Annotated in this window: 21 protein-coding genes and 1 riboswitch; of the genes, 20 read left to right on the forward strand and 1 reads right to left on the reverse strand. The window is 64.6% G+C overall.

Going from position 1 to position 23,828, the window contains the following annotated elements; translation table 11 throughout:
- Nucleotides 1-6: 6 nt before the first annotated feature.
- The gene (locus ACMCNM_RS16745; protein ID WP_412764980.1) at nt 7-2,214 is read right to left on the reverse strand and encodes a TonB-dependent receptor; all 2,208 of its coding nucleotides are present in this window, start codon (nt 2,212-2,214) and stop codon (nt 7-9) included.
- A 260-nt stretch (nt 2,215-2,474) separates the two neighbouring features.
- Here ACMCNM_RS16745 and ACMCNM_RS16750 point away from each other — a divergent pair, with 260 nt between their 5' ends.
- From ACMCNM_RS16750 to ACMCNM_RS16845, 20 genes are all read left to right on the forward strand, one after another.
- The gene (locus ACMCNM_RS16750; protein WP_186703748.1) at nt 2,475-3,521 is read left to right on the forward strand and encodes a substrate-binding domain-containing protein; all 1,047 of its coding nucleotides are present in this window, start codon (nt 2,475-2,477) and stop codon (nt 3,519-3,521) included.
- A 97-nt stretch (nt 3,522-3,618) separates the two neighbouring features.
- Nucleotides 3,619-4,533 (forward strand): LysR family transcriptional regulator, encoded by a 915-nt coding sequence (locus ACMCNM_RS16755; protein WP_027593377.1) that lies wholly within the window; start codon nt 3,619-3,621, stop codon nt 4,531-4,533.
- Nucleotides 4,534-4,667: 134 nt separating this feature from the next.
- Nucleotides 4,668-5,804 (forward strand): acyl-CoA dehydrogenase family protein, encoded by a 1,137-nt coding sequence (locus ACMCNM_RS16760; RefSeq protein ID WP_085272920.1) that lies wholly within the window; start codon nt 4,668-4,670, stop codon nt 5,802-5,804.
- Nucleotides 5,801-6,745 (forward strand): D-isomer specific 2-hydroxyacid dehydrogenase family protein, encoded by a 945-nt coding sequence (locus ACMCNM_RS16765; RefSeq protein WP_412764981.1) that lies wholly within the window; start codon nt 5,801-5,803, stop codon nt 6,743-6,745. The genes ACMCNM_RS16760 and ACMCNM_RS16765 overlap by 4 nt, the downstream gene beginning before the upstream one ends.
- 21 nt (nt 6,746-6,766) lie before the next feature.
- A complete protein-coding gene (locus ACMCNM_RS16770; RefSeq protein ID WP_412764982.1) occupies nt 6,767-7,561 on the forward strand; it encodes a class II aldolase/adducin family protein in 795 nt (264 codons plus the stop codon).
- A gap of 145 nt (nt 7,562-7,706) precedes the next feature.
- A complete protein-coding gene (locus ACMCNM_RS16775) occupies nt 7,707-9,332 on the forward strand; it encodes an ABC transporter substrate-binding protein (protein WP_412764983.1) in 1,626 nt (541 codons plus the stop codon).
- Nucleotides 9,329-10,279 (forward strand): ABC transporter permease, encoded by a 951-nt coding sequence (locus ACMCNM_RS16780; protein WP_027593382.1) that lies wholly within the window; start codon nt 9,329-9,331, stop codon nt 10,277-10,279. Before ACMCNM_RS16775 ends, ACMCNM_RS16780 begins: the two co-directional genes overlap by 4 nt.
- 2 nt (nt 10,280-10,281) lie before the next feature.
- Nucleotides 10,282-11,172 (forward strand): ABC transporter permease, encoded by an 891-nt coding sequence (locus ACMCNM_RS16785; RefSeq protein ID WP_186678249.1) that lies wholly within the window; start codon nt 10,282-10,284, stop codon nt 11,170-11,172.
- A complete protein-coding gene (locus tag ACMCNM_RS16790) occupies nt 11,169-12,785 on the forward strand; it encodes a dipeptide ABC transporter ATP-binding protein (protein WP_412764984.1) in 1,617 nt (538 codons plus the stop codon). The genes ACMCNM_RS16785 and ACMCNM_RS16790 overlap by 4 nt, the downstream gene beginning before the upstream one ends.
- Before the next feature lie 281 nt (nt 12,786-13,066).
- Nucleotides 13,067-14,401, forward strand: a complete 1,335-nt coding sequence (locus tag ACMCNM_RS16795; RefSeq protein WP_412764985.1) for an LLM class flavin-dependent oxidoreductase — start codon at nt 13,067-13,069, stop codon at nt 14,399-14,401.
- 27 nt (nt 14,402-14,428) lie between these two features.
- Nucleotides 14,429-15,529: an LLM class flavin-dependent oxidoreductase gene (locus ACMCNM_RS16800; protein ID WP_412764986.1), complete on the forward strand. Its 1,101-nt coding sequence runs from the start codon at nt 14,429-14,431 to the stop codon at nt 15,527-15,529.
- 167 nt (nt 15,530-15,696) lie between these two features.
- Complete coding sequence (locus tag ACMCNM_RS16805) at nt 15,697-17,259, forward strand: flavin monoamine oxidase family protein (protein ID WP_412764987.1); 1,563 nt, start codon at nt 15,697-15,699, stop codon at nt 17,257-17,259.
- Nucleotides 17,260-17,276: 17 nt separating this feature from the next.
- Nucleotides 17,277-17,771 (forward strand): RidA family protein, encoded by a 495-nt coding sequence (locus tag ACMCNM_RS16810; protein WP_027593388.1) that lies wholly within the window; start codon nt 17,277-17,279, stop codon nt 17,769-17,771.
- 33 nt (nt 17,772-17,804) lie between these two features.
- Nucleotides 17,805-20,216: a TonB-dependent receptor plug domain-containing protein gene (locus tag ACMCNM_RS16815; protein ID WP_412764988.1), complete on the forward strand. Its 2,412-nt coding sequence runs from the start codon at nt 17,805-17,807 to the stop codon at nt 20,214-20,216.
- 56 nt (nt 20,217-20,272) lie between these two features.
- Nucleotides 20,273-20,495, forward strand: a riboswitch (cobalamin riboswitch).
- Between the two features lie 93 nt (nt 20,496-20,588).
- A complete protein-coding gene (locus ACMCNM_RS16820) occupies nt 20,589-20,774 on the forward strand; it encodes a CbtB domain-containing protein (protein ID WP_027593390.1) in 186 nt (61 codons plus the stop codon).
- Nucleotides 20,775-20,783: 9 nt separating this feature from the next.
- The gene (locus tag ACMCNM_RS16825; protein WP_186703759.1) at nt 20,784-21,476 is read left to right on the forward strand and encodes a CbtA family protein; all 693 of its coding nucleotides are present in this window, start codon (nt 20,784-20,786) and stop codon (nt 21,474-21,476) included.
- A 17-nt stretch (nt 21,477-21,493) separates the two neighbouring features.
- Nucleotides 21,494-21,886, forward strand: a complete 393-nt coding sequence (locus tag ACMCNM_RS16830) for a cobalamin biosynthesis protein (RefSeq protein ID WP_412765932.1) — start codon at nt 21,494-21,496, stop codon at nt 21,884-21,886.
- Between the two features lie 33 nt (nt 21,887-21,919).
- Complete coding sequence (cobM, locus tag ACMCNM_RS16835) at nt 21,920-22,672, forward strand: precorrin-4 C(11)-methyltransferase (RefSeq protein WP_412764989.1); 753 nt, start codon at nt 21,920-21,922, stop codon at nt 22,670-22,672.
- 65 nt (nt 22,673-22,737) lie between these two features.
- A complete protein-coding gene (locus ACMCNM_RS16840; protein WP_027593394.1) occupies nt 22,738-22,980 on the forward strand; it encodes a DUF1272 domain-containing protein in 243 nt (80 codons plus the stop codon).
- Nucleotides 22,981-23,202: 222 nt separating this feature from the next.
- Nucleotides 23,203-23,817: a response regulator transcription factor gene (locus tag ACMCNM_RS16845; RefSeq protein WP_186678225.1), complete on the forward strand. Its 615-nt coding sequence runs from the start codon at nt 23,203-23,205 to the stop codon at nt 23,815-23,817.
- Nucleotides 23,818-23,828 lie beyond the last annotated feature (11 nt).

A 23,828-nucleotide genomic window follows, 5' to 3' on the forward strand; every position in this document is an offset into this window, starting at 1 on the left:
GATTACTCAAAAATCCTTGCGCAACTGCACGCCGAAGTAGCGCCCGTCGTCGCGTGGTACGGAGCGGTAAATGTAATCGCCACCGCTGGCCAGCATCTGCGCATACGACTTGTCACCCAGGTTTTTGCCCAGCAGTGCCACACGCCAGCCGTCGTTGTAGTCGGCCAGGGCAATGCTGGCGTTCCAGATGCCGTAGGCGCCCTGCACGGTGTCTGGGTTCTGGTCCAGGCTGAACTGCACCGAATCCTGCCAGCTGTAGTCGCTGGAAAGCTCGACATCCAGGCCGTTGTCCAGCGGGATCACGTAGTCGGCACGTACGTAGGTCTTCCAGTCCGGGGTAAACGGCAGGTGGCCACCGTCGATGTTGCAGTTGGCCGCGGCCCCTGCCGGGCAGTTGAAGTGGTCGACACGGGCCTTGGTGTAGGCCACGGCAGTAGTCAACTTCAGCTGCGACGTCGCCTGGAAACTGGCATCCAGTTCCACGCCCTGGGTCTTGACCTTGCCGGCGTTGACCAAGCGCGTTACCACCTGATTGGCCACGGTGTCGAAGAAGTTGGCCTGGTAGTCGTCGTAGTCGGTGTGGAACACCGCCAGGTTGGCAGTCAGCCGGTTGTCCAGCGCCGTGCTCTTCAGGCCGACCTCATAAGCGTCGGAGGTTTCCGGCTTGAGGGCGCCGGTGTCGCGCGGCTGCATGTTGAAGAACACGTTGTAGGCCGGGCCTTTGTAGCCACGCGAATAGGTGACGTAGCCGGTGAGGTTGTCGTTGAAGTCGTATTGCAGGCCGGTGCGCCCGCTCCAACCGTCCTCGTCCACCGAGCCGGAACTGGCGGTCGAAGGCTGGATGCCGGTGACCGCGGTGGCCGAGCTGGAGACCCGGCGGTGGTCGTACTCCAGGTCGTCGTGGGTCCAGCGCAGGCCGAAGATGGCGCGCAAGTCGTCGGTGAAGTTGAAGGTGTTCTCACCGAACAGCGCGACGCTGTCGTTGGTCGTTGAGTAATCTGCCCGCCCCGTGTTGGCCACGCCGCCGTTGACCGACAGGCGCTGGTAGGTTTCGTTGGACGTGCCGTGCATGTAGAAGGCGCCGAGCACGTACTCGTTGAACTGCCCTTTGGGCGAGGTCAGGCGAAACTCCTGGCTGTATTGGTCGTAGTCCACCGTGCCCTTGTCATGGGACGCGGTCACGGGGAGCAACGCACGGCGGTCGCCGTCCTGGTACTGGGTGTTGTCCCAGCCACGCCAGGCGCTGATCGAGGTCAGGGTGTAGTCACCCAGCTGCCAATCAAGCTGGGCCGACAAGCCTTGGTTCTCGTCTTCGACGTGGGTCTTGAAGTCACTGTTGATATCGCGGTTGTGCGCGCTAGGGGTGACCGGGCGAAGCTGACTGGTAAACGCTGTGCTGGCGCTTGTGATCACACCGCTGGGGAGTGTGTCTTCACCTTTCATGTAGTCAGCGATCAAGGTCAGGCGCAGGTCTTCGTTGGGTTCGAATTCCAGCTTGCCGCGGGCACCTTTGCGCTGGTAACCATTGACGTCGTGGCCATTGGCAACGTTTTCGACATTGCCGTCGTAATCGCCCCACAAGGTGCTCAGCGAGCCCTTGAACTGTTCGCTGAGACGCCCGCCAATGCCGAAGCGCAGGCGGTTTTCATCGCCACCGCCAAAGTGCGAGTAATCCACGTAGCCGCGGGTTTGCTCGGGGATGGCCTTGCTGACCACGTTCAGCACGCCGGCCGACGCGTTCTTGCCGAACAGCGTGCCCTGCGGGCCACGCAGCACTTCGATGCGCTCCAGGTCGAGCAGGTCGAGGGTAGATTGGCCCGGCCGCCCGAATACCACGCCATCGACCACGGTGGCCACGGTGGGCTCGACGCCTGGGGAGGTCGAAATGGTGCCTACGCCTCGGATGAACAGCGAGGTGTCCTTGTTCGACGCGCCTGCCCGGTAGTTGAGTGTCGGCACCTGTTGGACGATGCTGGCCACGTTGTTGCGGTTGTCACGCTCGAGCTGCTCGCCATCGATCACCGAAACCGCCACCGGGACTTCCTGCAGGCTGGCTTCACGGCGAGTGGCCGTGACCGTCACCGCGCCGAGGGCCGTCGCTTGCGGCGCACTCTCGGCAGGTTCGGCGGCTTGGGCGCCCTGGCCGAAAGCGGCCAACAAAATGGCCGCTGCCAGCGGCCGGCGTTGTGTAGTAGGAAACGGAGTTGTCTGCATGCTGCTCACTGCCTTATGGGACCAGACCAGGCCCACGTTCACGGGCCGACACGGAGGGTGCTGTGGTTGTCTGGTCTCGCTCGTGCGAGTGGCAGGCGCTTGCCAACAGCAGCGCTTGTTAGCGCTAACATGAGCAAGTATCAGAGGGCGCTGCTTAGCACGTCAAATACTTAAAAGTCAGATTGATATGCAATAAAGCTATTTGCCAGGGGCCATTGCGTTAGCGCTACCATCGCGCCATTTCCCGATGAGGCGACCCTGTGAGCCAAGCCAAGGATTCCCCCCGAAAGCGCCGTGGTGCAGGCCGCGCCACCCTGGCCGACGTGGCGCGCGCGGCAGACGTATCGGCGATCAGCGTGTCGCGTTACTTCAACCAGCCTGAGCAGGTTTCACCGCCTCTGCGTGAGCGTATAGAGGCCGCTGTGCAGGCGCTGGGCTACGTTCCCAACCTGGTCGCCGGGGGCCTCGCCTCGGCGCGCGGGCGTATTGTCGGCATGGTGATCCCAAACATCTCGGGGCCGATCTTTGCCCAGACCATCCAGGCCTTCAGCGACACCCTCAGCCGCCATGGCTATCAGTTGCTGCTGGCGTCCAGCTACTTCAGCGAAGAACAGGAAGAGAGTGCGGTGCGTGCGTTCCTCGGCTGGTCGCCGGCGGCGTTGGTGGTCACCAGCCATTTCCACAGCCCGGCGACTGAAAAGATGCTGGCCGAAGCTGACGTGCCCGTGGTCGAGATCTGGGATTACCGCCCCGAGCGGGCGCCGTTGCAGGTCGGTTTTCTGCATCACCAGGTCGGCGTGCAGGCGTGCCGCTACTTGCTGGAAAAAGGGCATCGACGCATCGCCTTCGTGCAGAACAGCGCAGCCGGCGACTTGAGCGCGTTGGAGCGGCGTGACGGGTACATCGAGGCCTTGGCCGAGGCCGGCCTTGAACCCTGGGTGTTCGTGCCCTCCGCCGATTGCGCGCCGTTCGAGGCAGGCAAACAGGCAATGGAGGCGCTGATCCGCCGCACGCCACGCCCCGAGGCGATCATCTTTGCCAATGACAACCTGGCTGCCGGCGCCGTGTTGGCTGGCCAACGTGCGGGGCTGCGGCTACCGGATGACGTGGCGATCGTCGGCTTTGGCGACTACCCCTTCGCCGACATGCTGCTGCCCAGCCTGACCACGTTGCGGCCGCCCTCGCGGGAGATTGGCGAGGTGGCGGCCTTGCGCGTCCTGCAACACCTGGGCGCCATCGCGCATGAGGGTGAGGTGCAACGGCTGAACCTGCTCGCCTGCGAACTGGTCGCCCGCGAAAGCGCCTGACGGCAAGACACTGATGCATCGGGCGCTGTGACAATCCGCACAATGAGGATTATTCTTCCAAGGTATGTCCCACAGCCCCAATATGTGAGCGCCGAATATGAAAATCGATGACATGGACGCCTTCGTGGCGGTCATCCGTTGCCAGTCGACCAACCTCGCCGCCGAGGCCCTGCAACTGACCCAGCCGGCCATCACCCGTCGCGTGCAGAACTTCGAGGAAGACCTCGGCGCCACCTTGCTCGACCGCAACACCAAACCGCTGAAGCCAACGCCAATGGGCCTGCGCGTGTATGAGCAGTGCAAGGCAATCCTGCGGGAGATCGACTCACTGCGTGAATTGGTCGCCAATGACGGCGCCCCGTCAGGCACGTTGCGCCTGGGCGTGCCGCAAACCCTGGGGGACGTCGTGCTGCTCGACGCCCTGGCGCAGATTCGCGACACCTACCCGGTGTTGCGCACCCAAGTCACCAGTGGTTGGGGCAGCAGCCTGATCGCACGCATGGAAAACGGCGAACTCGACGCCGCTGCGGCGCTGTTCCCGCCTGGCAAAATCTTCCCTGAGGGCATCACCAGCCGCTCCATCGCGCGTATGCCACTGCGCGTGGTGGCCGCCAAGGGCAGCGCCAGCAAGCGCAGTTACAAGCTCAAGGATTGTTACACCCGCGGTTGGGTGCTCAACCCCGACGGCTGCGGTTTTCGTGCGGGGCTGCAGCGGGCCTTGAGCGAACAAGGCCTAAGCCTGTCGATCAACCTGGAAACCTTTGGCACCGACCTGCAACTGGGCCTGGTCGCCAACGGGCAAGGGCTGGGTTTGGTGCCCGAGCCGCTGCTGCAGAGCAGCCGCCATCGGGATGCACTGGATGTGGTCAACGTGACGGATTTCAAACCGCAGGTGGACTTGTGGCTGTTCCATCCACGGTATCTGGGCAACCTGCAGGAGCCGGTGGAGCTGTTTGGTGAGATTGCCGGGAACAGGCTGCAGGCCGCGCCCACAGCAGGAGACCACACATAATAAAAAATTTGCATAGTAGGTATTTTTTAAATTCTACAAACAAATAATTAGCATAGAACCAAAAAGACTTTTACAGCGCTCATCCAGACGAATACGGTCTTAGAAACCCACCGTGTTCCAGGGATGAATACTCCATGAGTCACCCCCCATCCACCGCTGCTCTTGCCGAGCTGACCCAGGCCCTTGCCGCCAACGCCGAGCGCTATGACCGCAGCGGTCAGTTCCCCGCCGACAACTTCAGCTTGCTTCACCGCCACGGCCTGCTCAGCCTGACCGTGCCCCGCGCCTTGGGTGGCGGCGGGGCCGACCTGGCCACTGCGCGTCAGGTAGTTGCCGCCGTTGGCAAGGGCGACCCCTCCACGGCGCTGATCCTGGTCATGCAGTACCTGCAGCACTTTCGCCTGCAGGACGAAGCCCGCTGGCCCGAGCAGTTGCGCTTGCAGGTTGCCCGTGACGCGGTGGCCAACGGTGCGCTGATTAATGCCTTTCGTGTCGAACCCGAACTGGGCACGCCGGCCCGTGGCGGCCTGCCGGCCACCGTGGCACGGCGCACCGCTGCAGGCTGGCGGCTGTCTGGGCGCAAAATCTACTCCACCGGCAGCTACGGCCTGACCTGGTACCTTGTGTGGGCGCGCAGCGACGATAAAGACCCGCTGGTCGGTGGTTTTCTGGTGCACAAGGACACGCCCGGCATCAGCATCGTCGAAGACTGGGACCACCTGGGCATGCGCGCCACCTGCAGCCACGAGGTGCGCTTTGACGACGTGCTGATCCCGCTGGACCACGCCGTCAGTGTCAGCCCTGCCAGCGCGCCGCGGCCCGAACTCGATGGCACCGGCCTGCTGTGGATGTCAGTGCTGCTGCCGGCCCTTTATGACGGCGTCGCCCAGGCTGCGCGTGATTGGCTGGTGCAGTTTCTCAACAACCGCGCCCCCTCCAACCTGGGTGCATCGCTGGCGAGCCTGCCGCGCTTCCAGGACGTGGTCGGGCGCATCGATACCCTGCTGTTCGCCAACCGCAGCCTGCTGGACTCAGCCGTCGCCGGGCACATTGACCCGCGCCATGCCGGGCAGATCAAACACCTGGTCAGCCGCAACGCCATCCAGGCGGTCGAGCTGGCCATCGAGGCTGCCGGCAACCCTGGCCTGTCCCGCCGCAACCCGCTGGAGCGGCACTACCGAGACGTGCTGTGCAGCCGCATCCACACGCCCCAGGACGATGTGGTGCTGGCCCAGGTCGGGCGCAGCGCACTGGCGGAGGTGGCAGCATGAGCCACTCGATCATTGCCAGCCAGCTTGACCCCCAGGCCAACCAATACCTGCGCGAGCACCTGCCCGACCACGAAGTCATCGACCTCGCCCCCGGCCAGTTGCACGTGGATGTGCCTGCCGATGTGTTCATCGTGCGCCCGATCAATATTCGCGGTAACCGCGTAGATACCCCGCCGCCAGGCTGGCCCTGGTCGCTGCGCTGGGTGCAGGTGGTGTCGTCGGGCATCGACTTCTACCCCGACTGGGTATTCCAGGGGCCGCCGGTGACCAGCGGCAAGGGCGCCAACGCCGAGCAGGTCGCAGAGTTTGCCCTGGCCTTGGTGTTTGCCGCCGCCAAGCAACTGCCGGGGCTGTGGGTGAAGGACGCCGACTGGCGCCTGACGCCCTTGGCGCCGTTGCGCGGCCGCACGTTGGGCATCTTCGGTTTCGGCAGCATTGGCCAGAGCCTGGCGCGCAAGGCCACCGCGCTCGGCATGCGCGTGCTGGCGCTGAACCGCCCTGGGCAGCCGATTGCCGAAGTGCCCGGTGTGAGGCGCGTCGAGCGCCTGCAGCACCTGTTCGCAGGCAGCGATCACCTGGTCATCGCCGCACCGCTGACCCCAGCCACACGTGGCCTGATCGACCGCCAGGTGCTGGCCCAGGCCAAGCCCGGCCTGCACCTGATCAACATCGCCCGCGGCGCCCTACTGGACCAGCAGGCCTTGCTCGAAGCACTGGACAGCGGGCTGATCGGCCGCGCCAGCCTCGATGTCACCGACCCGGAACCGTTGCCGGCGGGCCACCCGCTGTACCACCACCCCCGCGTATTCCTGTCGCCGCACACGTCGGCGATTTCCGAGGACGGCTACCCCGCGCTGCTCGACGCCTTCCTCGACAACTTCGCCCGCTATCGCGAGCAGGCGCCGCTGCGCAACCTGGTCGATATCCAGCGTGGCTACTGACCCTCTCTTCTGGAGCACACCATGAGTTCATTGTCTGTCTTATCCCCACAAACAAACACCGTTCGCCAGCGGGTCAGTGCCGAGGAATGGGAGGTGCGGGTAAAACTGGCGGCCGCCTATCGCCTGGCGGCATTGTTCCGCTGGACCGACCACATCTACACGCACTTTTCGGCGCGGGTGCCCGGGCCAGACGAGCACTTTCTGATCAACGCCTTTGGCTTGCTGTTCGATGAAATCACCGCCTCTAACCTGGTCAAGGTGGATGTCGACGGCACGATCATCGACGACCCACTGGGGCTAGGCATCAACCAGGCCGGTTACGTCATCCACAGCGCCATCCACCGCGCGCGGCACGACCTCAAGGCGGTGCTGCACACCCACACCCGCGACGGCGCCGCCGTGTCGGCCCAGCGGGATGGCCTGCTACCGATCTCCCAGCACGCGCTGGCCTACTACAGCCGGGTGGTTTACCACGACTACGAAGGCGTCGCCCTGGACCTGGACGAGCAACAGCGCCTGGTTGCCAACCTGGGTGACAGCAACATCCTGATCCTGCGCAACCACGGCCTGCTGACCGGCGGGGTCAGCGTCGAGCATGCGTTCCGCGAGCTGCATGGGCTGGAGCGGGCGTGCAACATCCAGGTGGCGGCGCAGGCCGGCGGCAATGACCAGCTGCTGCATGCGGCACCGGCGGCGATTGCCAAGGTGCACGAGCAGTCCAAACGGTTTTCCGACGGGCTTGGCGAAGGGATTCAGCGGCATTGGGATGCGCTGATCCGCCAATTGGACCGTGAGGGGCGTGACTACCAGGACTGACTGGCAGACCGCTGCTGCTTGGGCTGGCCTCTTCGCGGGCAAGCCCGCTCCCACATCCATCAGGTACACCGCGGTACCTGTAGGAGCGGGCTTGCCCGCGAAGAGGCCAGCCCCGGCAACCCAATTACATCAGAAGGAACGCCCCATGCCGCCACTCCCCCGTGCCCGCCACTTGCTTAGCGCCTGCGCCCTGGTGCTGGCCCTCGCCGGCTGCTCCCCCGCCACCGAGGACACCAGCAAAACCCTCAACATCGCTTTCTGGGGCGACAACACCACCCTGGTCAGCGTCGACCCCTTCCAGGTCTACTGGCTCGAACACCGTGTGCTGCTGCGCAATGTCGCCGAGTCCCTCACCGACCAGGACCCGGACAGCGGCCGCATCATCCCGTGGCTGGCGAAAAGCTGGGAAGTCAGCGATGACGCCCTCACCTACACCTTCCACCTGCGCCAGGACGTCAGCTTCAGCAACGGCGAGCGCTTCGACGCCCACGCCGTGAAGACGGCCTTCGACACCAACAAAGCCTTCGCCACGCAGTTGCCCGCCACCTTCGGCGCAACCTACCTCGCGGGCTACGACCACGCCGACGTAGTCGACGACTTCACCGTGCGCCTGGTGCTTGCCCGCCCCAATGCCGGTTTCCTGCAGGCCACCTCGACCACCAACCTGGCCATCCTGGCGCCCGCGTCCTACGCGCTCAGCGCCCAAGAGCGTTCGCTGGGCAAGATCATCGGCACTGGCCCGTTCGTGCTCGAGCATTACACCCCGGAAGTCGGCGCACGCCTGGTGAAACGCCCTGACTACGCCTGGGCCTCGGCCAACGTGAAAAATCCCGGCGCGGCCCACCTGGATGCCGTGGACATCAGCTACATCCCCGAAGAAAGCGTGCGCAACGGCCTGTTCCTGCAGGGCAAGGCCGACATCCTCTGGCCGCGCAACCCGTTCTCCGAAGTCGACCTGAAGCTGTTCCAGGCCAAGGGTGCGACCATCCAGAGCCGCTCGCTGCCAGGCCCGGCGCTGAACCTTTACCCCAACACCCGCAACGACCGGCTGCTGGGTGATCGCCAGGTACGCCTAGCCTTGCAGAAAGCCATCGACCGCACCAGCTACGCCCACACCGTCTACAACGCCGATTTCCCAGTGGTGACCGGGGTTTATGACATCACCACCCCGTATTTCAAGGCCCAGGCCGACAAGCTCGCCTACGACCCACAAGGCGCAGAGCGCTTGCTCGACGCCGCCGGCTGGAGCAAGGGCGATGATGGCTATCGGCACAAGAATGGCAAGCGCCTGACCTTGCGCTACAACCTAACGCCGGCCGAAAGCGCTGGCGACGTGCTGATCCAGGACCAACTGCGCAAGGTGGGCATCGACCTCAAGCTCAATGTACTGACCCGCGCCGAATGGGTCGCAGGCAATGCGTCGGGTAACTACGACCTCACCTCCACCTACATGACCCGCGCCGACCCGATCATCCTCCAGACCATCCTCGACCCGCGCGCCGCCAACAGTGCCACCCTCGCCACCAATACCTACGAGCCCCAGACCCTGACCCAGGCCCAGGCGCTGTTCGACGATGGCATTACCGCCACCCACGACGCTCAGCGTGCCCAGGCCTACGGCCAACTGCAGGACCTGCTCATCGACCAGGCCTCGGCGTTCCCGTTATACGAGCGTGTCTGGCAGGCCGCCACCGCGCCCAGGGTCAAGGACTTCCGCTGGACCGCCGAGGGCTTTGCGTTCCTCAGCGATATCCAGGTCGCCCAGCCATGAACCGCTACCTGATCGGGCGCATCGGCCAGGCGCTGCTGGTGCTGTGGGGGGCCTACACCATTACCTACTTCATCCTCTACCTGCTGCCAGGGGACACCTTGGCGATTATGCTCAGCGCCTCGGGCATGGAGGCCGACGGCCTGTCACCCGAAGACCTGGCCAAGGCGCGCGCCTACTACGGGCTGGACCAGGGGATTTTCGAGCAGTACTTCGACTTGCTGTGGCGCGCGCTGCAAGGCGACTTGGGGCGTTCGCTGTCGCTGAACAGGCCGGTGACCGAGCTACTGGCCGAGCGCCTGCCGCAGACCTTGTCACTGGCCGGCCTGGCCATCGTGCTGTCGTTGCTGGCGGGTATTGGCCTGGCCTACCTTACCGCGTACCTGCAATGGCGGCCGCTGAAGGTGGCGCTGTCGCGCGTGCCTTCACTGGGGTTCTCGGTGCCGGTGTTCTGGATGGGGCTGCTGCTGATCCAGGTCTTCGCCTTCGGCCTGGGCTGGTTCCCGGCCACCGGCAGCCAAGGCTTCGCCAGCCTGGTGCTGCCGGCCGTGACCCTGGCCATCCCCAGTGCCGCAGTCTATGCCCAGGTGCTGCAACGCGGTTTCCAAGGCGTGTGGCACGAGCCCTACATCGCCACGGCGTTCGCCAAGGGGCTGAGCCGTGCCCAGGTGCAGGCCCGGCACGCGCTGCGCAACGCGGCGCTGCCGATTCTTACCCTGGTGGGCCTGCAAGTGGGCAATACCGTGTCCGGCGCCGTGCTGGTCGAGACCATCTTCTCGCGCAACGGTGTCGGTCGGCTGGCCCAGGAAGCGGTGTTGCGCCAGGACATCCCGGTGGTGCTGGCGATCGTCGCGGTATCGGCAGCGGCCTTCGTGCTGGTCAACCTGATCGTCGACCTGCTCTACCCCTACCTTGACCCCCGCATCACGCATGCCACGAAGGTGACCTGACCATGACCACCGATACCCGCCCGTTCCGTGCCGCCGCACCCGCCACGCCCTGGAAGCGCCGCACCCGCGTGCAGCGCTTGGGCCAGGCAGTGGCGCCTTTGTTATCGCGCCCAGGTTTCGCCCTGGCGCTACTGGTGGTGCTGTTTGCGCTGGCCGCCGCCGTGGTGCCGCAGTGGCTGACCCATTTCGACCCCTATGCCACCTCGCCTGCGGCCAAGCTGACCGCGCCCGGTGCCGCGCACTGGTTCGGTACCGACGAACTGGGCCGCGACTTGTATACCCGCGTGGTATACGGCGCCAGCCTGTCGGTGCAAGCAGCACTGCTGGCGGTGGGCATCGCCCTGGCCGGTGGCCTTGGTTTGGGTGTGTTGGCGGGGTTTGCCGGAGGGCGAGTCGACGCGGCGCTGATGCGTGTGATCGATGTACTGCTGGCCCTGCCTGGCCTGCTGCTGGCTCTGGCGATTGTCACCGCCATCGGCTTCGGTACGGTGCCTGTGGCGATCGCCGTCGGCGTGGGCATCATCCCGGGCTTTGCCCGCACCACCCGCGCCGAGGTGCTGCGGGTCAAGACCTTGCCCTATGTCGAAGCCGCGCGCCTGGGGGGCGCCAGTTGGTGCCGCACCTTACTGCGGCACATCCTGCCCAACGCCTGGGGGCCGGTCGCAGTGCTTGCCACGTTGGACTTCGGCGCCGCGATCCTGGCCACCGCCGGCCTGAGCTTCCTCGGCTTTGGCGCGGCGCCCCCGGCAGCAGAATGGGGCACGCTGATCGCCAACGGCCGCCACTTTCTGATCACTGCCCCGTGGGTGTCGCTGCTACCGGGCCTGTTCGTGGTCGCCGTGGTGTTCAGCCTAAACCATCTCGCCCGTACCTTCGAGGAGCACCATCGATGAGCCAACACCCCCTGATCGCCGTGCACGACCTCAGCGTCAGCTACCACGCTGGCGGCCATACCACCCAGGCAGTCAAACACCTGTCGTTCTCCATTGCCCAGGGCGAGACCGTGGCCATCGTCGGTGAGTCCGGTTCGGGCAAGTCGACCTTGGCCAACGCGCTGCTTGGCTTGCTGCCGGGCACTGCCCGAGTCGATGGCGGCCAACTGTGGGTCGATGGCATCGACGTGGCGCACGCCAGCGACCGGCAGAAGCGCCACCTGCGCGGCCGTACCCTCGGCCTGGTACCCCAGGACCCGATGGTCAGCCTCAACCCGACACTGCGCGTTGGCCAGCAGATCGGCGAAGCACTGGCCCTGGCCCACGGCCGCCGCTACCGCAGCCTCGACGCCGGTGTGCTGGCGCTGCTGGGCCAGGTCGGCCTGGACCAGCCGGCCCTGCGCGCCCGCCAATACCCGCACGAACTGTCGGGCGGCATGCGCCAACGGGTACTGATCGCCATTGCCCTGGCCGGCAACCCACGCCTGATCATCGCCGACGAACCCACCAGCGCACTGGACGTGACGGTGCAACGCAAGATCCTCGATCACTTGCAACGGCTGGTGGCCGAACGGGGCATCTCGCTGCTAATCATCACCCATGACCTGGGCGTGGCCACCGACCGCGCCGACCGCTTGCTGGTGATGAAACAAGGTGAGCTGGTCGAGCAAGGCCCGCCTCGCCTGGTGGTCCAGGCACCGCAGCACCCCTATACGCGTGACTTGCTTGCTGCAGCGCCCGCCTTTAGCCATCGCCGCCGACCACGGCCGTTGACGCCAGGTACGCAACCGATCCTGAGCCTAGAGGGTATCGGCAAGACATTCGGGTTGCCGAAGACAAAGGGCCAGGACAACCGCTTCGTCGCCCTGCAGGGCCTCAGCCTGCAGGTGCACCCAGGCCAGACCCTGGCCATCGTCGGCGAGTCCGGCTCTGGCAAGAGCACCACCCTGCGCATCGCGCTTGGCCTGGAGGCGCCCAGCCAAGGCCGCATTCTGTTCGACCAGGTAGACGTTACCGGCCTTGGCTGGCGGGCGTTTCGGCCCTTGCGCCGGCGCATGCAGCTGGTCCAGCAAAACCCGTTCGCGGCCCTTGACCCCCGTTTCACGGTGTTCGACAGCATCGTCGAGCCCCTGGTGTCGTTCGGCCTGCTCAAAGGCCCCGCGCTGGAACAGGCGGCCCGTGAGCTGATCGAACGCGTGCACCTGCCCGTCAGCTACCTGGACCGCCTGCCCCGCGAGCTGTCCGGTGGCCAGCGCCAGCGCGTGGCCATTGCCCGGGCATTGGCCCTGCAACCCGAGTTGCTGTTGCTCGACGAGCCGGTCAGTGCACTGGATGTCTCGGTGCAGGCGCAGATCCTGGCGCTGCTGGATGAATTGCAACGCGAACTGGGGATCGCCTATGTGCTGGTGTCCCATGACCTGGCAGTGGTGGCGAGCATGGCGGACCACGTACTGGTGCTGCGCCAAGGGCAGGTGGTGGAGCAAGGTACGGTAGACGAGGTGTTCGATCGGCCAACGAGTGACTATACCCGTGAACTGATCGCGGCCATCCCTGGGCACAGAGCCGCCGCATAAGTCATGACTCAATATTATTTATTTGCATTTATGCAATATCAATAAATAAATAAAAAACATAATTAGCATAGAACCACAAAGCCTTTCACAACCTCACCCCATACCCGCTAAGGTCACTCCAGACCGACCCCATTCCTGGCGGAGGCCGTCCACCACGACCACGCCAGGAGCCTTGCACGCATGACCCTTCCCTATCTCCCACCCTGCTTCACCGGCGCCCCCGCGCGCGGTGACGCATGGCGGTATCGATTCCATTTGCAGCACAACCCACAGGTATTCCCATGAGCAAACGACAGATCCGCCTGGGCGCCATGATCCATGGCGTCGGCCACGGCTGGGGCGAATGGCGCCACCCTCAGGCGCTTGCCGATGCCAGCGTCAATTTTGGTTTCTACAAACAGCAGGCGAAGTTGGCCGAGGCAGCGAAGTTCGACTTCGCCTTCATCGCCGACAGCCTGCACATCCACGCCCGCTCCAGCCCTCACTACCTCAACCGTTTCGAGCCGCTGACCATCCTCTCGGCGTTGGCTGCAGTGACCGAGCACATCGGCCTGGTGGCCACGGTCACCGTCAGCTACACCGAGCCGTTCCAGGTAGCGCGCCAGTTCGCCTCGCTGGACCTGATCAGCGGCGGGCGCGCCGGCTGGAACGTGGTCACTTCGTGGCTTTCCGGTACAGCCGACAATTTCGGCAAGGCCGAACACCCGCCCCATGCTGTGCGCTACAGAATCGCTCGCGAGCACGTGGACGTGGTCAAGGGCTTGTGGGACTCGTGGGAAGACGACGCCTTCACCCGTGACAAACAAAGCGGGCAATTCTTCGACCCGGCCAAGCTGCACACCTTGGGCCACCAGGGCGAGTTCTTCAAGGTCAAGGGCCCGCTGAACATCCAACGTTCACCGCAGGGGCAACCGCTGATCTTCCAGGCGGGCGTGTCAGAAGAAGGTCGCAATTTCGCGGCACAGAACGCCGACGCCCTCTTCGTCAGCCCCGAGTCGTTCGACGACGCCCATGCCTATTACCAAGACCTCAAGCAACGCGCCTCACGCCATGGTCGCAACCCCGACGCGCTGTTCATCCTGCCCGGCATCCGCCCTATCGTTGGCCGTGACGCCGAGGAAGTCGAGCAGCGCTACCAGCAGGCCGTGGACCTGGTGAGCATCGAGGACGCACTGGTTGCCCTTGGCCGCCCGTTCAACGATTACGACTTCAGCCAGCATGACCTGGACGCACCCTTCCCCGACCTCGGCACTTTAGGCAACGACAGCCACAAGGGCACCTCGGACCAGCTCAAGCAACTGGCCCGCGACGAAGGCCTGACCCTGCGCGAATTGGCGCTGCGCTTCTCGCGCCCCCGCCGCGACTTCGTCGGCACCCCGGCACAGGTGGCCGATGCCCTGCAGCACTGGTTCGAACAGGGCGCCGCCGACGGTTTCATCATCAACGCGCTGCTCCCCGATGGCCTGCAGGCCTTCACTGAGCAGGTGGTGCCGCTGCTGCAGGCCCGTGGCCTGGTGCGCAGCGCGTACACCGGCACCACCCTGCGTGACAACTTCGGCCTCAGCGTGCCGGAAAACCGCAACACCCAGCGTCGCACCCAGCCGGCCGTTGCCTGAGCCCACCCCAACAAGGAGTTCTGTTCCATGAGCCTCGAATTCATTGGCCTCATCGGCCCCCAGGAAGGTAGCGAATCACAGGCACCACGTGGCCCGCTGGTCGACCTTGACTTCATCAAGGCATTTTCCCAGGCCCAGGAGTACGGCGGCTTCGACAAGGCGCTGCTGGCGGTCAACACCAGCGCACCCGACTCGCTGATCCTGGCCAGCTACGTCGCCGCATTGACCGAGCGCATCGGCCTGCTGGTCGCGCACCGCCCGGGCTTTCAGGCCCCTACCTTCGCCGCTCGCCAGTTCGCCACCCTTGACCAGTTGAGCCGTGGTCGCGCCTCGATCAACGTCATCACCGGCGGCGACAGCGGCGACCTGCAGCGCGACGGCGACTTCCTCGACAAGGACGCCCGCTATGCCCGTACCGACGAGTACCTGCAGGTGCTGCGCGACACCTGGACCCGCACCGAACCGTTCGACCATAACGGCACGCACTACCGGGTCGAAGACAACCTGACCCTGGTCAAGCCCGTGCAGCAGCTGCCCATCTACTTCTCCGGTGCTTCGGATGCAGCCGTCGAAGTGGCCGCCAAGCATGCCGATGTGTACATGATGTGGGGCGAACCGCTGGAACAGGTGCGCGAGCGTATTGCCAAGGTGCGCAAGGCTGCAGCCCGTTATGGGCGTGAAAAGCACATCCGCTTCAGCCTGTCGCTGCGGCCGATCCTGGGGGCTACCGAGGAGCAAGCCTGGGACCGTGCCGAGCGCATTCTGGCCGATGGCCAGACGCGCATCGGCATCCGCCAGGGCAACCGCCGCGAAAAGAACTTCGGCAAGAGCAACGCCGGCTCAGAGCGCCTGGTGCAGTTGGCCAGCCAGCGCAAGGTGCATGACACCCGGCTGTGGACCGAGATTGCCGCGTTGGGCGGCGGTGCGGGCAACTCGACGTCGCTGGTAGGGACGGCGGACCAGGTGGCTGAGGCCGCGCTGGCGTACTACGAACTGGGGGTTAGCACCTTCCTGTTCCGCGGGTTCGATCAGTTGCGCGATGCGGTGGAGTATGGCCAGGAACTGATTCCGCGGATTCGCGGTTTGGTGGCGCAGCGGGAGGCTGGGCGTAGCGCGCGGACGGCTTAGTACACCTTGATGCCTCTAATGCCGGTGAGACCGAGCGTCGCCGATCTCACCGGCCCTGCAACACCTCAGACATGCACCACAAATGGATTTGTGCAAACCGTCGGGCTGCGTCATGGGCCCGACTGACCTGCTGCACACATCCGAATCGCCCTTTCGGAGACCGTGACATGGGATTGTCCCGCAGAGACCTGATCACCCGCCTCGCCGCCCTCGGCGGCTATTCGGCAACCCTGGGTATGCTCGGGCAAAACACCCTCGCAAGCACCTTCCAGCCCCTGCAACTGGCCACCAACGGCGGTAATGGCAAAACCGTGGTCATTGTCGGCGCCGGTATTTCCGGCCTGGTATCGGCCTATGAGCTGCGCAAGGCCGGTTTCAACGTGAAAGTCCTGGAGGCCCGCGAGCGCGTCGGTGGCCGGGTATGGACGCTGCGTAATGGCGACTCGATCGAGCACAACGACGGTTCCCGCCAAACCGTTGAATTCGACACGGGCCTGTTCTTCAACGCCGGTGCTGCACGCCTGCCCAGCCACCACCTGACCATCCTCGGCTATTGCCGCGAACTGGGCGTCGAACTGCAGGTGCTGGTCAACAGCAGCCGCAATGCACTCGCCCAACCAGACCTCAACCGACCACCGCTGCTGTTGCGCCAGGCCGTCAACGACACCCGCGGCCACTTCAGCGAGCTGCTGGCCCGCAGTGTCAGCCGCAACAGTCTCGACCAGGACCTCAGCGCCCCTCAGCGCAAGGCACTGCTGGACTTTCTGAAGGTCTATGGCGACCTGGACCCCCAGCAGCAGTACCGGGGCTCGGTACGCTCGGGCTACACCCGCTTCGCCGGTGCCGGCGACCAGACGCCCATACAGCGCCAGCCGCTGCCCCTGGAGCAACTGTTGGACAGCAACCTGCTGTTGCCCCTGGTGTTCGACGAAATCCCCGAATTCTCTTCCACCATGTTCCAGCCGGTCGGTGGCATGGACCAGATCCCCAAGGCGTTCTATCGCCAGGTCAAGGACAGCGTGCAACTGGGCGCCGAAGTACTTAGCGTGCAGACCGGCGAGCAAGGCAGCCGTGTGGTTTGGCGCGACCGCAAGAACGGCCGGCAACACGTCGAAACTGCCGACTACGCGATCGTCACCCTGCCCTTGCCGCTGCTCGCGCGTCTGGACACCAACTTCAGCGCCGACTTCCGCAAGGCCATCGGCCTGGCCGAGGGTGACAAGGCCAACAAGGTGGCCTGGCAATCGCCGCGCTTCTGGGAGACTGACTTCCAGATTTACGGCGGCCTCTCCTACATCAACCACGAGGCTCGCACCCTGTGGTACCCCAGCGACCGGCTTAACAGCGAACAGGGCGTACTGGTCGCCACCTACAACACGGGCGAGGTCGCGCAACAGTTCGCCGGCAAAGGCTTGCAGGCGCAGATCGCCTCCTCGCGCCAGGCAGTCGAGTCACTGCACCCTGGCCACAGCCACAAACTCAGGCGTCCGCTGGCGGTGAACTGGTCGAAGATCCCGTTCAGCGAAAGCCCGTGGATCGTCCACGACGAAGTCGCCCAGCCCGGTTACGACATCCTCAACCAACCGCAAGGCCGCACCTGGCTCGCCAGTGATGCCCTGGCCCATGGCGGCGTTGGCATCTGGCAGAACAGCGCCGCCGAATCGGCGCGGCGTGTGGTCGGCCTCATCGCCCATCACGCCAGCCAAACCTCTCACGGCGTTGCGGCCTGACACAAGGAACCCAGACCATGCCACGTCTTCTTCTGCTAGCCGGAGTACTCATGGCCCTGACCCTCAACGCCAAGGCCGAAGGCATCAAACGCATCGACCCGCCAGGCTCGAGCTTCCCCATCTCGCAACTGGTGACCGTGCCCGCTGGCAGCCACCTGACATTCGTCAGTGGCACCCTGCCGGACATCGCCGACCCGAACGCGACCAAGGGCAGCAGTGCCGCCTTCGGCAATACCGAGACCCAGACACGCTCGGTACTCAACAAGCTACGCACGGCCCTGCGCAGCCAAGCGCTGGACCTGGGCGACATCGTGCAACTGCGGGTGTTTCTGGTGGGCGACCCCGACAAAGGCGGCCACCTTGACTTCGATGGCCTGCAGGCGGCGTACACCGAGTTTTTCGCCACTGCCGAGCAGCCGCGCAAACCAACCCGAACCGCGATCCAGGTCGTGGCCCTACCATTGCCTGGCGCCCTGGTGGAAATCGAAGCGATCGCGGCCAAGGCGCCCTGAGTGCGCCATGCCGTCAGTTAAGGAATTTTGTGCATGAAGCAACCTTTGACCACCGCCTCGCTGCTCCCCGTTGCCCTGCTCGCAGGGCTCAACAGCGCCACCGCCCTCGCCAGCGAACCCGCCGCCTCGGCATTGGGCACGGTGATCGTCACCGGCAACCGCGGTGCGGAAAAACGCACCATCACCTCCAGCCCCGTGCCCATCGATGTGATCAGCGCCAAACAATTGCAAGAGACGGGCAAGCCCGGCCTGATGGAAGCCCTGAGTGCCAGCGTGCCGTCGCTGACCCTGCCGGAAAAGACCGGCTGGGACGCCAGCGGCATGGCCCGCGCACCGAGCTTGCGTGGGCTCAATGCGGCCCAGGTGCTGGTGTTGGTCAACGGCAAGCGCCGCCACACCAGTGCCACCTTGAATATCAGCGGTATCAATGCCGGCGCCGCACCCAGCGACCTCGATCTGATTCCGATCAGTGCAATCGATCACGTTGAAGTGCTGCGTGACGGAGCCGCCGCCCAGTATGGCTCGGACGCCATTGCCGGAGTGATCAACGTGATCCTCAAAGCCGATGCCAGCGGTACAGCAGTGACCACCGCAGGGCAAGGCTACGACGGTAAGAAGCAAACCGTTCAACAAAGCCTGAACAAAGGCTTCGAACTCGGCCGCGACGGCATCTTGCAACTTGCCCTGGATGCGCGCAGCCAGAACGACGACAACAAGGCCAGCGCCAATGGCTACAGCCAGGCCGAAGCGTTCGACCGTGCTGGCAAGGTCACCTATGGCGGCTACGGTACCCCCAAGATCAACCTGCTGACCTTGGGCTATAACGCAGAACTGCCGGTCAACGACGAACTCAGCCTGTACTCGTTCAGCACCTGGTCTTACCGTAAGGCCGAGCAAGGCCAGAACTTCCGCCTGCCGACCATCGTCAACACCATTACCACCGGCCCTAATGGCTACCCGGCCGGCTATACGCCCACCTGGTACATCGAAGAACACGACTACCAGGCCGCCCTCGGCGCCAAGGGCCTGGTCGGCGAGTGGGACTGGGACTTGTCCAGCACCTATGGCCGAAACGAGGCCGAACAAGGCACCTGGAACAACCAGAACCCGTCCTTGGGCGAAGCCACGCCGAACCATTTCGAATCGGGTACGTGGATCGCCTCGCAACTGACCAGCAACCTCGACTTGCACCGCATCTTCGACATCGGTCTCGGCAAGCCCCTGGACGTGTCCTGGGGGCTGGAGCAGCGCCGCGACAGCTATCAGGTCAAGGCTGGCGACTGGGCCAGCTGGGCCGATGGCGGTTATTGCGCCAGCCCCGGCAACTGCGCGGCCTCCGGCGCGCAGGTCACCAATGGTATCTCCCCAGCCGAGGCCACCAGCGCCAGCCGCAACAGCTATGCAGGCTACCTGGACGTTGGCTTCCACCCACTGCCGCAGTGGTACTGGGGCGCCGCCGTGCGCTACGAACACTACGACCGCGGCATCGGCGCCACCCGCAGTGGCAAGCTGACCACGCGCTACGAATTCACTCCCGAACTGGCCCTGCGGGCCACGGTTAGCAACGGTTTCCGTGCGCCTTCCTTGGCCAACAGCCTGTTCAGTGCCCGCTCGACTACCTACGGTGTTGTGAACGGGGTATATCAGTCGATCAACTACGGCGTGCTACCCGTGGACAGCGCAGCGGCTCAGGCGCTGGGGGCCGAAGCGCTCAAACCGGAAAAATCGACCAACTACAGCCTCGGCCTGACCTGGCAGCCCAGCGAGCGGCTGGCGTTCACCGCCGATGCCTACCTGATCAACGTGCGCGACCGAATCACCCTGACCGGCACCCTGCTCGGCCCAGAGGTGACGGATACCCTGCTAGCCAGCGGCATCGACTCGACCTCTGGCGGCCGCTATTTCACCAACGGCGCCGACACCCGCACCAAGGGGCTGGACGTGGTGGGCAGCTACGACCAGGACCTAGGCGGCGCCGGCTCGCTAAAGTGGACGGCCGCGTTCAACTGGAACGACACTGAGATCCTCGACTACAAGCAGAGCGTGAACATCCTGGGCACGCCCTATGAACTGATGAACCGGGAGGCGCGCAACTTCCTCACCGACGTTCAGCCGCACACCAAGCTGATACTCGGTGCCAACTGGCGCTGGGACCGCTATCGCGTCAACCTGGGGCTGACCCGTTACGGCGCGTGGCGTGAGGTGAATGCCGCCAACGATCGCTCGCTGGACCGAGAATACAAGGCTCGCTGGATCACCGACCTTGACCTTGGCTACCAATTGACCAAAGACCTTGAATTGGCCATCGGCGCGCGCAACCTGTTCGACGTGTATCCCGAACGCCAAGCCCCCAGCAGCAAGACCATGGTCAAGGGCTACGGGGCTTATTCGCCGTACGGCTTCACCGGCGGTTACTACTTCGGGCGCGTCACCTACAACTTCTGAAATACTTTTCACGCGCACACCGCTGTGCAATTGACGGAAAACCTGCCTCGTGGTCTCCTAATGCCTCGCGTTCAGGTGCCCCTCAGGGGGTGAAACGGGAAACCGGTGCGTCGCAAGCCCTCGACCAGGGCCCGACCAAGCCGGTGCTGCCCCCGCAACGGTAAGCGAGCGAAGCGTCTAGACCACTGTGCCGCGTCATCTGGCATGGGAAGGGGCGCTTTTCAGGAGCCCTGCTCCTCCTCGTGAGCCCGGAGACCGGCCTGACGTTCATGAACACCCCGCGGTGGGCGGGCGCTGTCGCATTCCCCTGGGCGGATCACGTTCGGGGCTGCCGCGCTTTCCCGTTGCCCACAAAAAGCAGAGGAACGCGTCATGCCCGTCACCAGCGCCAAACACAGCATTGCCACCCCCGTCACCCTCAGTCAGCGTGTCGTCATCGCCGTCGGCGCCAGCCTGCTGGGCCTGTGCCTGGTGTACTTTGCCGGCTTCTCGCACATCGAAGCCGTGCACAACGCGGCGCACGACACACGCCACAGCGCCGCCTTCCCCTGCCACTGAGTACGCCCCATGATCATGCGCATTGCCCGTACTGCGGGCTTCAGCGGGCTGCTCGCGGCCTTGCTGCTGACCCTGCTGCAAAGCTTCTGGGTTGCCCCGTTGATCCTTGAAGCAGAAACCTACGAATCCGCAGCCCCTGTTGCCGAGCATCACGAACACGGCGCCGAAGGGGCCGCGGCCCATGAACACAGCGCCGAAGCCTGGTCGCCTGAAGACGGCTGGCAACGCGTGCTGTCCACCACCGGGGGCAACCTGGTGGTAGCGGTAGGCTTCGCGCTGATACTGGTCGCCCTGTACAGCCTGCGTGAACCGAAGCGCGTGGGCACCGGCGCCCTGTGGGGCCTGGCGGGGTTCGCCGTGTTCTGCCTGGCCCCTACCCTGGGCCTGCCGCCAGAGCTGCCGGGCACCGCTGCCGCTGACCTGGGGCAACGCCAGGCCTGGTGGATCGGCACCGCAAGCGCTACCGCACTGGGCCTGGCCCTGTTGGTATTTGCCCGCCACTGGCTGGTTAAAGCGCTAGGCGCCGTGCTGCTGGTACTGCCGCATGTCATCGGTGCACCGCAACCTGAGGTGCATCAAAGCCTCGCCCCTGAAGCCCTGGAAGCCCAATTCAAGGTCGCCAGCTGGCTGACCAACGCCGCCTTCTGGCTGGCCCTGGGCCTGCTCAGCGCGTGGCTGTACCGCCGCTCTAGCCAGGCCTGATGGCTTTCGACGCCACCCTGCCGGCGCTGTACGCCGGCTTTGGCTGCCGCCGGGGGTGCCCGGTGGACACCCTAGAAAACCTGCTGCGCCAAGCCTTGGCTGACCATGGCTTGGCGCTGTCAGCACTGCGCGGTATCGCCAGCATCGCCCTCAAGGCTGACGAACCTGGCCTGCAGCAGCTTGCCAAACGCCTTGGCCTGCCCTTGCTGCTGTACGATGCCGGGCAACTTCAGCCCTACGAACCCCTGCTCAGTCATCGCTCGGTCATCGCCCATGCCCACAGCGGTTGTTGGGGCGTCGCAGAAAGCGCGGCGCTGGCCTTGGCCAGCCAGCACCTCGGCACGGCCCGGCTGCGGGTCGCACGCCAAGTGCTCGGGCCGGCTACCCTCGCCTTGGCCTGCGGGCGATAATTCGCAGCATCCCTTTCATCGCAAGGACTTTCCATGACGGTCTACTTCATCGGCGCCGGCCCCGGCGACCCGGAACTGATCACGGTCAAGGGCCAGCGCCTGATCCGCCAGTGCCCAGTGATCATCTATGCCGGCTCGCTGGTACCCGCGGCTGTGCTCGAAGGCCACCAGGCCGTGACCGTGATCAACAGCGCCGAGCTGCACCTGGAACAGATCATCAGTGCTATGCGCACGGCACACGCGCAAGGCCAGGACGTGGCCCGCGTGCACAGCGGTGACCCGAGCCTGTATGGCGCAATCGGCGAGCAGATCCGCCATCTGCGTGAGCTGGGCATCGACTACCAGATCATCCCAGGCGTCACCGCCGCTGCCGCCAGTGCGGCCCTGCTGGGCTGCGAGCTGACCCTGCCACAGGTGTCGCAAACGGTGATTCTCACGCGCTTTGGCGACACTTCGCCGATGCCGCCCGGCGAGCAATTGGCCGACCTGGCGCGCCATGGCAGCACCTTGGCCATCCACCTGGGCGTAAAAAACTTGCCGCGTATTGTCAGCGAACTGTTGCCGCACTACGGCCCGCAATGCCCGGTTGCCGTGGTCCATCGCGCCACCTGGCCGGACCAGGACTGGGTGCGGGGCACCCTTGGCGATATCGTCGAACGCGTGGCGCTTAAGGATTTTCGCCGCACGACGCTGATTCTTGTCGGCCATGTACTGGGTGACACGCCTTTCGCCGAGTCGGCCTTATACCGTGCCGGGCACGCGCACCTCTTTCGCCCTGGCGACTGAGCATTGCCAGCGTTAGCGCAGGCGTAGCAGACTCAAGGTTCCCCCTGCCACCTGGAGCTACGCCAATGCTGGAATTACGACCCAATTGCGAGTGCTGCGACGCTGACCTGCCGGGTGATAGCCCAGACGCCTTGATCTGCTCCTTCGAATGCACCTTCTGCCGTGCCTGCGCCGACACCCGCCTGCACGGCCGCTGCCCCAACTGCTCCGGCCAGTTGCTGGCACGCCCGCCACGGGTCGGCCAAGCACTGGCCAACAACCCCGCCTCGACCCAGCGCGTGCGCAAACCTCATACCGCTTGCGCCTAAAGGCCTTGTGCAAATGGGCATCGCCACGCCACGCGGGCGGTGCCCATCCCTGTTTTTTGTAGGATTTTTCAACAACACCTACAGGGTTATTCAACAACTCTATACTCGGCATTACCAAACGTAGGGAATGGCCGTATCTTGCAGCGCTTCCGATAAACCCCCTTGCAGACGTATTCCTGAGTGTTCCAGGAAGCGGACCACAGCCCTACAGGAGTTTTCTTCATGACTACCGTCCTGATCGTCGACGACCACCCTATTGTCCGGCTCTCCCTGCGCCTGCTGCTCGAGCGGGAGCGCTTTCACGTCGTGGGTGAAGTTGCCAATGGCAGCGAAGTGGCTCAGGCAGCACGCGAACTACGGCCGGACGTGGTGCTGCTGGACATCGGCTTGCCCGGCCTGGACGGCATGGAGGTCATCAAACGGCTTCAGAGCCTGGAGCCAGTGCCCAAGATCATGGTGCTGACCGGGCAGGCGACCGACCTGTACGTGAGGCGCTGCCTGGATGCAGGCATCGGCGCCTTTGTCACCAAGGACGAAGACCACGAGGCCCTGCTGTTCGCGCTCAAGGCCTTGGTAAAAGGTTATTCGACCTTCCCGCAGATGTCGGTCAACAGCAATTCGCTGGAGAGTGAACCGACACGCCTGGCCAGCTTGTCCAACCGCGAAATGGAAGTGTTGCGGCGCCTGGCTCGCGGTGAAAACAACAAGAATATAGGCACCTGCATGAACCTCAGTGCCAAAACCATCAGCACCTACCGGGGCCGCATCATGGAAAAGCTCAAAACAGAATCGTTGGTAGAAATGGTCGATCTGGCCAAACGCAACAGCGTTTACTGAGCCCAGCCGCC

This window comes from Pseudomonas sp. NGC7, from assembly GCF_047159675.1.
GTDB lineage: Bacteria > Pseudomonadota > Gammaproteobacteria > Pseudomonadales > Pseudomonadaceae > Aquipseudomonas > Aquipseudomonas kermanshahensis.

Excerpts from the sequence above, each read along its gene's own strand:
- ACMCNM_RS16845 (WP_186678225.1), top strand. The coding sequence starts at position 23,203 with ATGACTACCGTCCTGATCGTCGACGACCACCCTATTGTCCGGCTCTCC.
- ACMCNM_RS16800 (WP_412764986.1), top strand. The coding sequence starts at position 14,429 with ATGAGCCTCGAATTCATTGGCCTCATCGGCCCCCAGGAAGGTAGCGAA.
- cobM (WP_412764989.1), top strand. The coding sequence starts at position 21,920 with ATGACGGTCTACTTCATCGGCGCCGGCCCCGGCGACCCGGAACTGATC.
- ACMCNM_RS16760 (WP_085272920.1), top strand. The coding sequence starts at position 4,668 with ATGAGTCACCCCCCATCCACCGCTGCTCTTGCCGAGCTGACCCAGGCC.
- ACMCNM_RS16795 (WP_412764985.1), top strand. The coding sequence starts at position 13,067 with ATGAGCAAACGACAGATCCGCCTGGGCGCCATGATCCATGGCGTCGGC.
- ACMCNM_RS16840 (WP_027593394.1), top strand. The coding sequence starts at position 22,738 with ATGCTGGAATTACGACCCAATTGCGAGTGCTGCGACGCTGACCTGCCG.
- ACMCNM_RS16820 (WP_027593390.1), top strand. The coding sequence starts at position 20,589 with ATGCCCGTCACCAGCGCCAAACACAGCATTGCCACCCCCGTCACCCTC.
- ACMCNM_RS16745 (WP_412764980.1), bottom strand. The coding sequence starts at position 2,214 with ATGCAGACAACTCCGTTTCCTACTACACAACGCCGGCCGCTGGCAGCG.
- ACMCNM_RS16805 (WP_412764987.1), top strand. The coding sequence starts at position 15,697 with ATGGGATTGTCCCGCAGAGACCTGATCACCCGCCTCGCCGCCCTCGGC.
- ACMCNM_RS16815 (WP_412764988.1), top strand. The coding sequence starts at position 17,805 with ATGAAGCAACCTTTGACCACCGCCTCGCTGCTCCCCGTTGCCCTGCTC.
- ACMCNM_RS16780 (WP_027593382.1), top strand. The coding sequence starts at position 9,329 with ATGAACCGCTACCTGATCGGGCGCATCGGCCAGGCGCTGCTGGTGCTG.
- ACMCNM_RS16765 (WP_412764981.1), top strand. The coding sequence starts at position 5,801 with ATGAGCCACTCGATCATTGCCAGCCAGCTTGACCCCCAGGCCAACCAA.
- ACMCNM_RS16825 (WP_186703759.1), top strand. The coding sequence starts at position 20,784 with ATGATCATGCGCATTGCCCGTACTGCGGGCTTCAGCGGGCTGCTCGCG.
- ACMCNM_RS16770 (WP_412764982.1), top strand. The coding sequence starts at position 6,767 with ATGAGTTCATTGTCTGTCTTATCCCCACAAACAAACACCGTTCGCCAG.
- ACMCNM_RS16810 (WP_027593388.1), top strand. The coding sequence starts at position 17,277 with ATGCCACGTCTTCTTCTGCTAGCCGGAGTACTCATGGCCCTGACCCTC.
- ACMCNM_RS16785 (WP_186678249.1), top strand. The coding sequence starts at position 10,282 with ATGACCACCGATACCCGCCCGTTCCGTGCCGCCGCACCCGCCACGCCC.
- ACMCNM_RS16775 (WP_412764983.1), top strand. The coding sequence starts at position 7,707 with ATGCCGCCACTCCCCCGTGCCCGCCACTTGCTTAGCGCCTGCGCCCTG.
- ACMCNM_RS16755 (WP_027593377.1), top strand. The coding sequence starts at position 3,619 with ATGAAAATCGATGACATGGACGCCTTCGTGGCGGTCATCCGTTGCCAG.
- ACMCNM_RS16790 (WP_412764984.1), top strand. The coding sequence starts at position 11,169 with ATGAGCCAACACCCCCTGATCGCCGTGCACGACCTCAGCGTCAGCTAC.